The following is a 12,444-nucleotide window of genomic DNA, read 5'->3' on the forward strand; positions in this document are numbered from 1 at the left end:
AAATTTTACACCAAGTCTCAGGCTTCAAATATTATATTTATTACATGGAACTACCAAAATTCATATTAGGTGATAACACAGATTATCCGAATGCAATTTTTATTATTCATACAGAATTCCCGCGCTTTATCATTAATCTTGAAGATGATGAAGTAGAATGGTTTGAAGAATTTGATCAGCACGACGAAAAGGAATTAGAGAGTGAAACTGAAAATTATATTCAAGAAGCTACTGATTTTTACGATAGAGAAATAGCGAGATACGACGATTAATAATGTTAGAGCAACTTATAGAATTAGATAAAAGCCTGTTTTTATATCTCAATAATTTGGGTTCTGAATCTTGGGATGGATTATGGTTAGTGATTACTAATAAACTGTGTTCTATTCCGTTATATGCTGTATTACTCTTCTTGATTTATAAGAAATATGGCTGGAAAGGGATTTTATTATTGGTTTTTGTTGTTGCTGCAATGATTACATTTACAGATCAAATTACCAATGTTTTTAAAGATACTTTTCAAAGAGCACGTCCTTGTAGGGCAGAAGGTATTATGGATTTAACACGTTTTGTTGCTCCTCGTTGTGGAAAATATGGTTTTTTCTCTGGTCATGCCTCTAACTCTATGGCCGTGGCTATTTTTACAGGTTTACTTTTAAAACCTTACTTTAAAAACTTAATCTATCTACTTGTTATTTGGAGTTTAATTGTGGCTTACAGTCGCATTTATGTAGGTGTGCACTATCCTTTAGATATCCTTTGTGGTCTAACTTTTGGAACGATTACAGGGTTTGGATTTTATAAACTTTATAATTATCTTTTTAAAAGATATGTAGCTTAAGTTTTTTAGAAAAAGCTTTTTGAAACCTTTTTATTTTCTGGTCAATAAATAGAGTTGATTCACTAATCGAGATCTTTCATTTGCACTAGAAAAATTAAAGTCATAAGTCGCTTTAAATTCAATAGTATAAAGTTTAGAAAGTTCTTCTATGTCTTCAGGTAGAGCCGTTGTAGTTAAGAGTCTGAATTGTTTTTCTTCAGGAATTAAAATACCTTCATCCGTTTTTATACTCGGAATCTTAGCTCCATAATTATAGATCGCTTCAGGTGACACACCATCTAATCTGTAAAGCGGAATGGCATCTGATGGTAATTCCGAAAGTGTTTTGTAATCGGGTTGTGCTTGTAACTTGGCTAGCGGTAAAGCTAAAAAGCCAATGCAAAGCATAAAACTTATTACAAGATAGAAAGCCGATTTAATGTTTTTAGCCTTTAAGCTTTTAAAAATATAAAATCCAATAAGCGCCAAAACGAGACTACAGATTATAAACCTTACAAGAACAATTCCTGTTAAAAAAGAACTTATTGAAAAACCAATAACCCAGAATAGGATAGCTATAGTACCAATTAACCCAAACTGAAAATAAACAGGAAGAGTTTCTTTCTTCGACTTTAGATTCTTGAATTCACGGACTAAATATTCAATATAAAATCCAATATTAAAAGCTAGTGGAATAAGAACAGGCATTAAGTATCTGGATTTCTTTTCAGGAATAACAGAGAGTAAAATAACAGCTAAAATGGTCCAAAAGAAACTAAATCTATAAGCTTTAAGATTACTAACTCTAGATTTTAAATAAGGATATAATAAACTAATAAAAGCAGGGATAGTCCATAAACCTGTTTGTATAAAGAAGCTCCAGTAATAGTAAAAAGGTCTTACATTATAACTGTGCCAATTAGAAGTTTCGCGCTCTGCAATAGTATTAAAAGTTTCTGGATCTGCGATTCTAACATGAAGATACCACCAGGCACCTAAAACGAGTCCGAAAATTAAAAGACTAAAAAGTTTTAAAAAATGAAGGATTCCTCCTTTAAATTTAAAAGCAATACCGTAAGCAATTATAAAAGGTAAAAACAACACGTATAATGAAACGGGACCTTTAGATAATACGGAGCAAGCTAAGAATAGTACAAAAAGTAAACTTCTTACAATAGCGGTTTTACCAGTTTGAAACATAAGAAACAGCTGATATAAGGCCATAAGCATAAAACCATGGGTGTATATATCCCAAGGAGCTTCAATAGTAATTCCTAAGATGTAAAAAGAGGTTAACGCAATAAAACCATTAATTAAACTATGCGATGGTGTTAAGTTTAATTTTTTTGACAATAAATAGATTGAAATTCCGATACTCGCAACAAAAAGAAGGGCAGGCCAACGTAAAGCTAACACAGATGTAATACTAAAAAGATATCCAAAAGCAGCCGTAATCCAAGTTGGTAAAGGTGGTTTCTCATAACGTGCAACGCCATTCATTGTGGTTAAAACCCAATTGTTATCCGTAAGCATTTCTCTAGCTGAAATAAAATTTCGAGCTTCCATAATCGTCACAGGAATAGCGTCAATGGTAAAGCCAAGCATGACGATAACAAATAGTAAAAGGCTAGGAATAGGATATTTTTCGATGAACTTAATCATTGGTATGTCTAATTAAATAAGCGTTACGAGCATAAATTACTAAGCCAAATAAGTGGCCAATAAATAATACCGGATCTTTTCTAATAATGGCATAAGTTAAGATTAAACCTGCCCCTATTAAACTCAAGACCCAAAAACCTAAAGGTAAACTAGAGGCTTTATGCCGTTCCGAATGAATCCATTGATATACAAAACGTAGTGTAAAAACAATTTGTGCCACAATCCCTAAAGCCAATAACCATGTTGGTATAGCATCATTTTGAAATAATAAATCAACATCAATTTTATTATTGTTATAATAGAAAAGAACAATTAAAATAGGAACAGCAAAAAGTAAATATTGTATCACTTTTGGGAATTTTTGCCATTGCCCTTGCAGCTGTAAATTTCGGATATAAATATAGTAGGTTAAACTTTGTCCGAGCATAATGGCAAAGTCTAAGCGTAAATAACCATAAATAAATAATAAGAAAGAGGCAATTAAACTTAGGGTCCAAAAAGTATTTGGAGTGATAACTTTACGTTGCTTTTCTGAGGTGATCCATTGTATAATTAGCCGAGAAGAAAATAAGATCTGAGCTAAGAAACCAATGCTGTAAATAAACCAGTCTTTCAAATTATACGTTGTCTTTACTAGATTTTGAAATATCGTAATTAATATATTTTTTCTTCATCCATAAATAAGCAAAACAATCCATTAAAGGACCAAGTAATCGGTTCCAAAGTCCAAATTTAGCAGTTCCTGCCATTCTAGGGAAGTGTTGTACAGTAATTTGCGTTACACGTCCATTTTGTAACATAATCATGGCAGGTAAAAAACGGTGTAATCCTCTAAACATCGGAATGTGTTTAGCATAATCTGTTTTTATAACTTTAAGCGGGCAACCGGTATCATCCATGCCATCATGCGTAAATGCACGTCTTATACCATTAGCAATTTTAGAAGACATGTTCTTTACAAAAGAATCTTTTCGATTAGAGCGTACACCTGTAACCAGCTCATGTTGACCTATATGTTCTAAAAGGATATTGAAATCTTCTGGAGCAGTTTGTAAATCAGAATCTATATAACCTACCAATTCAGTATCTACAGCATCAAACCCAGCCTTAATAGCCGCACTTAAGCCTCTGTTTTCTTTAAATAAAATATATTCAAACGCTTCATTACGTTTACAAATAGTTTCAATTAAAGCTTGGCTATTATCACTAGAACCATCGTTCACAAATAAGATAGCGGTAGATACAGTTGCAATCTTAAGATAGTTAGAAAGTTCCTTTTCTACACGTTCTAGGTTCTCTTCTTCATTATAAACCGGAACTATAATGGTAAATTGGTACGTCATTCGTTTTGTTACTTAATGGGCACAAAAATATCGTTTTTTTGTGTCACGGCATAAGTCTTGTAGTTTAATGTATAGTTGTGGAGAGGTTTAATCTAGACATTAATTAGTATTCTCCATTTCAACTCTTATTTTGTTCGATTTCTCTCGTATTTCAAGTTCATGGAATACTTAATCACATCTTTTTCCTCATCAATATATTCAGAGAAACTCTCTGTTTTTTTATTTCCAAAAGAATTATAAATTGAATCTAATAGCTATAACTAAAAAGACTTCAGTTTATTTAAAGCTTAATTATTCAACAATATCAATAGGGACTTCAATGAATGTATTATCCCAAGCCATCGTTAATTTTAAATGCCCTGTTTTATTATCAAATGCAATTGTAAAACGTTCAACTGTAATATCGAGTTGTTGTGCAGGAACAATAATTTCTAAAGCATCGTAATTAGGATCCCACATAGGTTCCATCTTTTCGTTAACACCCCATTCGTATTGTTTAGAGTTAAACATCACCTTCCATGAATCTTCCATTGGTACAGTCCAAATGGTATATTTTCCTTTTCTTAACTCAATACCATCAATCATCAATGATTTATTAGTTTCAAAAGTCGTTGCTTCGTTAGCTCCTGTTCTCCAAACTTCATCAAAAGGAACAAGTGCTCCAAAAACCTCACGATCGCGTTTAGAAGGTCTGTTGTATTCTACCGTGATATCTAAATCGTTTAATGAAATCTTTGCAGAATCCTTTGGACTTAAACGTGGAGAGAAAATATTTTCAACAAAAACAGAATATGAAAGTAAGCCTAAAGCTAAAATAAACAAAATGATAAGGAGGCGTTTCAGCATGATTATAAATCTTAATAAATTTTAATTTGAAATAATAACACAAACATAAGTATTCAAGATTTAAAGATAATTCAAATCCCTAACTTTATGATTGGTTAACGTTGAATTTTAAGTTTTTCTTATAAAACGGAAATTATTATTAGAATTTTATAACCGTTCAAGTTTTCAATCTTATTAATGTATAATTTTACACTCTAAATATGAGTCCATGTTAATTTCTTCTTTTCAATGTTTTTTAGAGACATTAAAATCACATCCTATAATAGATATTTCAGTAGCCAAAGGTACTTGTGTTTCTTTAGATTTATCGGTTGAGAATACTGAATTAAAACAAGTTAATGTTTCGTCTTCTAAAGATTTGGAAGCGTATATCTGGAATTACATGAAACAAAATAATGCTAAATTGGCTTTCGGCGGTTATTTAGAACAGCGTGGTATTTATCAACGTAGTGATTATTTTAATCAACTAAATAAAGAAACGGAACGTAATATTCACATTGGTTTAGATCTTTGGATTGAAGCAAATACAGCGATATTTTCACCTTTAAAAGGAACTATTCATAGTTTTAAAAATAACACCAATTATGGAGATTATGGCCCAACTATAATTTTGAAACATAAAATTGAAGAATTTGAGTTTTACACACTCTATGGACATTTAAGTTTAGCTTCAATTGAAAACCTGAAAGTTGGAGCAGAGGTGAAGCAAGGAGAACAGATCGCAAATTTAGGGACAGCAGAGATTAACGGTGATTATCCTCCACATTTACATTTTCAAATTATAAAAGATATTGAAGATTATAAAGGTGATTACCCAGGAGTTTCTAATCAAATAGATTTAGAATTTTATAAATTGAATTGTCCTGATCCTAATTTATTATTGAAATTGAACAAGTAAAACCTAAGCTTTAATATTCTCGTATGTGTTGTATGAGAGTATTTGTTATTAGTATTTTGTTTTTGTTACCAATAAGTTTGTTGGCTCAGAAAATAGATAATTCAGTTTCGTACCGAAATATAGAGAGTGAAACCTATTTTAGATTTCACTACGATAATGATTATTTTGCTGCTACAGACGAAAACTATACACAGGGTTATAATTTGGAATTAGTTTCTCCTAGTTTAGAAAAAAATCCGATAAATTATCTATTCATTAAACCTAAAGCATCGCATACCAAATATGGTTTATCCTTAGAACATATTGGTTTTACACCGAATGATTATGTAAGTGAAGCTATTCAATTTGGAGATCGTCCTTTTTCTACAGCTATAATGTTGAAGTCATTTACAATTGCCACAGATACCATTCGTAAAACAAGAATATCACAGTCTTTAAGTTTAGGATTAATTGGTCCTGGAGCTTTCGGGAAAGAAATGCAAGTTGGCATTCATGAAGCAACAGGGAATAAAGTTCCTGGTGGTTGGGATAACCAAATTCAAAATGATGTGGTCATTAATTATCAGATAAATTATGAAAAGCAAATTTATCAATACAATCATTTGTTTGCTTTACAAGCGCAATCTTCAGTACAATTAGGGACTTTATTTACAAATACATCTTTAGGTTTTAATACGACCTTTGGAATTCTAAATTCAGAATTTACAGCTGATAAACCTAAAAACAAATTTCAAATTTATGCTTATGCGCAACCGATTATTACTGTTGTTGGTTATGATGCTACTTTGCAAGGCGGCTTATTTAATAGAGATAATCCGTATACAATTTCATCAAAAGGAGTGGAACGTTTTACAGCACAATATAATTATGGTATCGTTATAAAAACAAAAACCATGTATTTTGAATATACCCGATCAGCAATTACACGCGAATTTGAGTCTGGGGTTTCAGCAAAATGGGGAGGCATTAGAATCGGATTCACATTTTAGATCACATAGCGTCTAACGTCAGTTCGAGTGTTTTGAGTGCGAGAGAAACGTATCGAGAACCTTTATTACAAAGAATACTTCTCGATACAAAATCCTGAAAAGAGGATTTCACTTGAAGTGACGTATCAACTTACTTTTTTATTTGTCTTTCAGATAAAATCTTCCCTATAATAAAACCAAGAATAGCAAAACCACCATCAGAAAGTGTAAACCAAAGTTCTTTAGGTAACATAACAATATTAAAAAATGTAGCAGTAAGCATTAAGGCGCCAACAATATAACTTGGTACCATACTTTGCTTAGAAATTTTAGCAGCCACAAACATTCCAATAATAACACCCGTGAAATGAGCTATCACAACACAGATTTTCATCCCTGTAGGAATTAAATTCATGTTATTACTCAACCATTCCATATTTAAAGGATCTGCACCAATTGGGAGAGGAAATAAATTATGACCGATGAGGTTTTCAATACTATAAACAGTTAATGATGCTATTATAAAGCCAAAAATTGTAGCTAAAATATTTCTTATCATTTAGGTTGAATTATTAATGATTATAAATTTAAACTTAGAATATTATAACGTTTCCTTTAACCATTTAAAAAATTCACGTTGCCAAACTAAAGCATTTTGAGGTTTTAAAACCCAGTGATTTTCCTCAGGAAAATATAATAATTTACTTTTCAATCCTAATAATTGAGCAGCTTGGTAAGCCCCTAAACCTTGTTCAATAGGTACACGGTAATCTTTTCCGCCTTGAATAATTAAAATTGGTGTATTCCATTCAGAGATTTTAGTAATAGGGTTAAACTCGTTATATGTTTTTTGAGCAGCTTCATTGGTTTTGTCCCAATATGGTCCTCCAAAATCATGATTTACAAAGAATAATTCTTCGGTAGTTCCGTACATACTTCTGGTATCAAAAACTCCATCATGTGCAATAAAAGATTTAAAACGATTGTTATGAATTCCCGCTAAATAGAAAACAGAATAACCACCAAAACTTGCTCCAATAGCACCTAATCTATCGTTATCTACGTAAGGTTCTTTGGCAATGTCATCTATAGCAGATAAATAATCATCCATGACTTGTCCTCCCCAATCTTTACTAATATCTTCATTCCATTTTACACCATGGCCAGGCATACCACGACGGTTTGGAGCAACTACGATATAACCTTGAGATGCCATTAATTGGAAATTCCAACGGTAAGAATAAAATTGAGATAATGGAGATTGTGGTCCACCTTGAGCATATAATAAGGTTGGGTATTTTTTAGTAGCATCAAAGTTTGGAGGTAAAATAACCCAAACTAACATTTGTTTACCATCAGTAGTTGTAACGTAACGTTTTTCGACGCTTGGTAAATCTACACTAGCGTATAAGTCACTATTGATGTTTGTGAGTTGATTGAATTTTTTAGTTTTTAAGTCGAAACTAAAAATATCAGCAGCATGATTCATATCTGTTCTTGTAACCAAAAGTGTTTTATCCTTTTGTGCAACAATAGAAGTGATATCAAATTGTCCGTTAGAAAGCTGTTCCACAACAGGAGCAATTCGTTTTTTACCAGGGTAATTCACTTTAAAAAGTTGAATTGTTCCATCTACAGGAGCTGTGAAAAAGATATCTTTTCCGTCATTACTCCAAAGAAAACTTCTTACAGCATCGTCCCAGTTGGCTGTTAAATTTTGTTTGATTCCGTTGTTTAAAACAATAATATCATTTTTATCACTTTCGTAACCATCAGTTTTCATTTGTAACCAGGCTAAAGCACCTTTTGAAGAAAAAGCCGGAGTTGTATCATAGCCTTTATTAGCTTCTGTAATGTTCTCTGTCGTTTTATTTTCTAAATTGTATTTAAAAATATTTGTGTCAGTACTGGTCGCATAAGCTTTACCCTTTAGTTTTTTGCTAACATAGTAAATGTCTTTACTGTCAGGTGACCAAATGTAATCTTCATCACCACCAAAAGGACGTTGTGGCGTATGGAAAGGTTCATTTGGCATCACATCTATTCCTGTTTCATTATCGTTTCCGACTTGTTTATAGAATAAGTGATTAAAATTACCATCTTGCCAAGTATCCCAATGGCGAATGTCTAAATCAGAAAAAATATAAACTTCAGCAGCTTTTAAATCCTTATAAACATCTTTCCCTTTGACAGCTTCAATAGCGACTTCTTTGTTGAATAATTGATACGTACCGTCAGGAGATATATTTTTGTCACTTACCGTAACCTCTTCTTTTGTTATTTCAGTAGCATCACCACCCGAAATAGGCATTTTATAATATTTAGAGTCGTAACCATTTGTTTGAATATCCGGTGTTTTTATAGCGAAAAAAATAGTTGAAGCATCTTCGTTGAGTCCCATAACGCTTAAGCGTTCTACTTTCCATAATAATTCGGGGGTCATTGTTTTTTGTGCGGTAACTAAAGTGCTGCTTAACATAAAGGTTATAATTAGGACTATATTTTTCATAATGAATGTATTAATTGTAGTCTGTTTTATTGGGTTATAAAACGTTGATTTTTATTGTGAATTTAGAAGTGTAAATTTAAGAATTTTCTTTGTGATAAACACCAGTCAGTTCGAGTGTTTTGAGTAAGCGAGAAACGTATCGAGAACGTTGGTTGTTACGAATACTTCTCAATACAAAATCCCAAAAAGAAGATTTCACTCAAAGTAACGTTGAGCTTCAATTTATATGCTTCCGTCAGTTCGAGTGTTTCGAGTGCGCGAGAAACGTATCGAGAACGTTAGTTACTTTGAATACTTCTCAATACAAAATCCCAAAAAGAAGATTTCACTCAAAGTAACGTTGAGCTTCAATTTATATGCTTCCGTCAGTTCGAGTGTTTCGAGTGCGCGAGAAACGTATCGAGAACGTTAGTTACTTTGAATACTTCTCGATACAAAATCCCTAAAAAGGGATTTCATTCAAAGCAACGTATGAGGTTCAATTTATATGCTTCCGTCAGTTCGAGTGTTTCGAGTGCGCGAGAAACGTATCGAGAACGTTAGTTACTTTGAATACTTCTCAATACAAAATCCTAAAAAGGGATTTCATTCAAAGCAACGTTGAGGTTCTATTTATATTATTCCGTCAGTTCGAGTGTTTTGAGTGCGCGAGAAATGTATCGAGAACTTTTGTTAATCAAATATCTGTCTATTAGGTTTTAAATGCAATTTATTATCTTGTAACCATGAAACAGTCCTATGTTTACATATTAAAATGTTCAGATAATTCTTATTACACAGGTATAACTTCTAATCTAACTAAAAGAGTAGAGGAGCATAAAACAGGGAAACACAAGGATAGTTATACTTATAAAAGAAGACCTCTAAGTTTAGTTTATTATGCTGAGTTTACGGATATAAATTTAGCTATTCAAACTGAAAAACAAATAAAGAAATGGTCAAGGATAAAAAAAGAAGCTTTGATCAGTGGTGACTTTGAAAAGTTACCTAACCTCGCAAAGAAGAATTTTGATAAATGAAGCTTCTCGATACAAAATCCCAAAAAAGGGATTTCACTCGAAGTGACGTATGAGGTTAGTTTTGTATTATTCCGTCAGTTCGAGTGTTTCGAGTAAGCGAGAAATGTATCGAGAACTTGTGTTACTTTGAATACTTCTCGATACAAAATCCCAAAAAAGGGATTTCACTCGAAGTGACGTTATGAGGTTAGATTTGTACTCTTCCCGTCAGTTCGAGTGTTTTGAGTGAGCGAGAAACGTATCGAGAACTCTTGTTATTACGAATACTTCTCGATACAAAATCCCAAAAAAGGGATTTCACTCGAAGTGACGTATGAGGTTCGTTTTGTATTATTCCGTCAGTTCGAGTGTTTTGAGTGAGCGAGAAACGTATCGAGAACTCTTGTTATTACGAATACTTCTCGATACAAAATCCCAAAAAAGGGATTTCACTCGAAGTGACGTTATGAGGTTAGATTTGTACTCTTCCCGTCAGTTCGAGTGTTTTGAGTGAGCGAGAAACGTATCGAGAACGTTAGTTATTTTGAATACTTCTCGATACAAAATCCCTAAACAGGGGATTTCACTCGAAGCGACGTTGAGGTCCGATTTATATACCTCCGTCAGTTCGAGTGTTTCGAGTAAGCGAGAAACGTATCGAGAACTAAGTGGTCTTTTTAAGACTCATAGGAACTCCATTCAATAACGTTGGATGAAAATGAATACGTTTCATTAAGTTTTCCAGTCAAAGTCATACTCTTAATCTCAGCATCCAGTTCGCCATCTAGCCATAAAACATTATCAGCATTAGGCATTTCTGTAGTAGAAAGGTCAAATTTGCAATCAGGAAAATCCTCATTATACCTTGTGCCATCTTCCAATATTTCAAAATGTTGCTGTGGGCAATGGCATTCTATTACAGTAATATCTCTGGCTTCAATGTAAGTTGTATAAGATTGATTGAAGTCTATAACATAAGTTTTTTTCTTTTTTATCATTGTGAGAGCACCTATGGTAAGGTCATGTCTTTCATCTACTATGTTTCCAGCAATCTCTAAAGAAAGTGTAAATTCGAAATCTGAAACGTCCTGATTTGAAATATCCATCATATTTTTTGTTCGTTATATTAACATAACGAAATTAAAAACAAAAGTTATAAGGTAAGCTGTATTTTTAAATATTCTTGGAGAATTTAGTTTTGATTGATAATCTTAAATATTGATCCATAATAGGGCGGTAAGTTTTATTAAAGATGTAGATTTATTAGAGAGAAGTAATTGCTTCTCGATACAAAATTCCTAAAAAGAGAATTTCACTCGAAGTGACGTTGAGGTTTGTTTTATATTCTTCCCGTCAGTTCGAGTGTTTTGAGTAAGCGAGAAATGTATCGAGAACGGTGTACGTATATGAAAAGTAGCGTCTTCATTATCAGCTGCCTTTCGGGTTTATATATCTTCTATAAAGAAACAAAAAATAAAATTAAATCAATGACTAAGCTATTTTTTATATGCGCTGTTGTGTTTAGTATTTTTATTTTCTTTTGGTTTATAGCTTTCCAGGATCTTTATTCTAGGCTTAGATTTGGTTATCTACTTTAAGCTTAAAATACGTAGTATGGACGACGCTACATAGGATATTCAGCCACCAGACATTGTTTTGTTTTAAAATTGGTTATATACCGATATATGGCTTGTTTTAAAATAAAAACTTTCTTCGAATCCTTATTATTTAAATTTCTAAAAATGATGAGTTGTTGAAAAAAACATCAATGTAAGGGACTATAAGTCAGGTGTTTATTAGTGTTAAATAATATAACAAACTTGACTTTCTCATTTTTTTTCAATAACTTCAGACAAACTGTTTAACGTTTTCAAACGTTCTGAGAGCGCGCTCTCAACGATTTCAATCGAACAGTTTGGCGCTTTAAAAATCTTCCTACGTCGATTTTCAAATCACATCATTTTTGGAAACTTAAAAGACCTCGAAGAAAGCTACAATGTTTGGTGGATGACCGAAAGTCGGCAATATTAATCACAACTTGTGTTATTACGAATACTACTCGATACAAAATCCAGAAGAGAGGATTTTACTCGAAGTGACGTTGAGGTTCGTTTTATATTTTTCCGTCAGTTCGCGTGTTTTGAGTAAGCGAAAAACGTATCGAGAACTTTTGTTAATAAGAATACTTCTCGATACAAAATTCCAAAAAGGAAATTCCACTCGAAGTGACGTATGAGGTTCGTTTTATATTTTTCCGTCAGTTCGCGTGTTTTGAGTAAGCGAGAAATGTATCGAGAACTTTTGTTAATAAGAATACTTCTCGATACAAAATTCCTAAAAAGAGAATTTCACTCGAAGTGACGTTGAGGTTTGTTTTATATTCTTCCCGTTAGTTCGAGT

The 12,444-nt window shown here is 32.5% G+C and carries 12 protein-coding genes; 5 read left to right on the plus strand and 7 right to left on the minus strand.

What is annotated here, in order from left to right; translation table 11 throughout:
* Positions 1-44 precede the first annotated feature (44 nt).
* Positions 45-272, plus strand: coding sequence for a hypothetical protein (locus H0I32_RS13225; RefSeq protein ID WP_173588154.1), 228 nt, complete (start codon positions 45-47; stop codon positions 270-272).
* A gap of 2 nt (positions 273-274) precedes the next feature.
* Positions 275-841, plus strand: a complete 567-nt coding sequence (locus H0I32_RS13230; RefSeq protein WP_173588155.1) for a phosphatase PAP2 family protein — start codon at positions 275-277, stop codon at positions 839-841.
* 30 nt (positions 842-871) lie between these two features.
* Here the strand turns inward: H0I32_RS13230 and H0I32_RS13235 are convergent, their stop codons facing one another.
* The 4 genes from H0I32_RS13235 to H0I32_RS13250 form a co-directional block, all read right to left on the minus strand.
* Positions 872-2,482, minus strand: coding sequence for an ArnT family glycosyltransferase (locus tag H0I32_RS13235; protein WP_179313862.1), 1,611 nt, complete (start codon positions 2,480-2,482; stop codon positions 872-874).
* Positions 2,475-3,098 (minus strand): lipid-A-disaccharide synthase N-terminal domain-containing protein, encoded by a 624-nt coding sequence (locus H0I32_RS13240; RefSeq protein WP_179313863.1) that lies wholly within the window; start codon positions 3,096-3,098, stop codon positions 2,475-2,477. Before H0I32_RS13240 ends, H0I32_RS13235 begins: the two co-directional genes overlap by 8 nt.
* Position 3,099: 1 nt before the next feature.
* Positions 3,100-3,825 (minus strand): glycosyltransferase, encoded by a 726-nt coding sequence (locus tag H0I32_RS13245; protein WP_179313864.1) that lies wholly within the window; start codon positions 3,823-3,825, stop codon positions 3,100-3,102.
* 291 nt (positions 3,826-4,116) lie between these two features.
* Positions 4,117-4,671, minus strand: coding sequence for a DUF2911 domain-containing protein (locus H0I32_RS13250; RefSeq protein ID WP_179313865.1), 555 nt, complete (start codon positions 4,669-4,671; stop codon positions 4,117-4,119).
* 208 nt (positions 4,672-4,879) lie between these two features.
* Here H0I32_RS13250 and H0I32_RS13255 point away from each other — a divergent pair, with 208 nt between their 5' ends.
* The gene (locus tag H0I32_RS13255) at positions 4,880-5,569 is read left to right on the plus strand and encodes a peptidoglycan DD-metalloendopeptidase family protein (protein WP_179313866.1); all 690 of its coding nucleotides are present in this window, start codon (positions 4,880-4,882) and stop codon (positions 5,567-5,569) included.
* Positions 5,570-5,601: 32 nt separating this feature from the next.
* Positions 5,602-6,558: a lipid A deacylase LpxR family protein gene (locus H0I32_RS13260; protein ID WP_179313867.1), complete on the plus strand. Its 957-nt coding sequence runs from the start codon at positions 5,602-5,604 to the stop codon at positions 6,556-6,558.
* 130 nt (positions 6,559-6,688) lie between these two features.
* Here the strand turns inward: H0I32_RS13260 and H0I32_RS13265 are convergent, their stop codons facing one another.
* Positions 6,689-7,096, minus strand: coding sequence for a hypothetical protein (locus H0I32_RS13265; RefSeq protein ID WP_179313868.1), 408 nt, complete (start codon positions 7,094-7,096; stop codon positions 6,689-6,691).
* Positions 7,097-7,138: 42 nt separating this feature from the next.
* Positions 7,139-9,046, minus strand: a complete 1,908-nt coding sequence (locus H0I32_RS13270) for a S9 family peptidase (RefSeq protein WP_179313869.1) — start codon at positions 9,044-9,046, stop codon at positions 7,139-7,141.
* A gap of 725 nt (positions 9,047-9,771) precedes the next feature.
* On the opposite strand from H0I32_RS13270, the gene H0I32_RS13275 reads away from it, so the two are divergent.
* Entirely contained in the window at positions 9,772-10,065 is a 294-nt protein-coding gene (locus H0I32_RS13275) for a GIY-YIG nuclease family protein (protein WP_179313870.1), read from the plus strand.
* Between the two features lie 656 nt (positions 10,066-10,721).
* Here the strand turns inward: H0I32_RS13275 and H0I32_RS13280 are convergent.
* Positions 10,722-11,153 carry a hypothetical protein gene (locus tag H0I32_RS13280; protein WP_173588166.1) on the minus strand — a complete coding sequence of 144 codons (432 nt, stop codon included), beginning with the start codon at positions 11,151-11,153 and terminating at the stop codon, positions 10,722-10,724.
* Positions 11,154-12,444: the final 1,291 nt, after the last annotated feature.

It is taken from the genome of Winogradskyella sp. HaHa_3_26 (assembly GCF_019278425.1).
GTDB classification, from domain to species: domain Bacteria; phylum Bacteroidota; class Bacteroidia; order Flavobacteriales; family Flavobacteriaceae; genus Winogradskyella; species Winogradskyella undariae.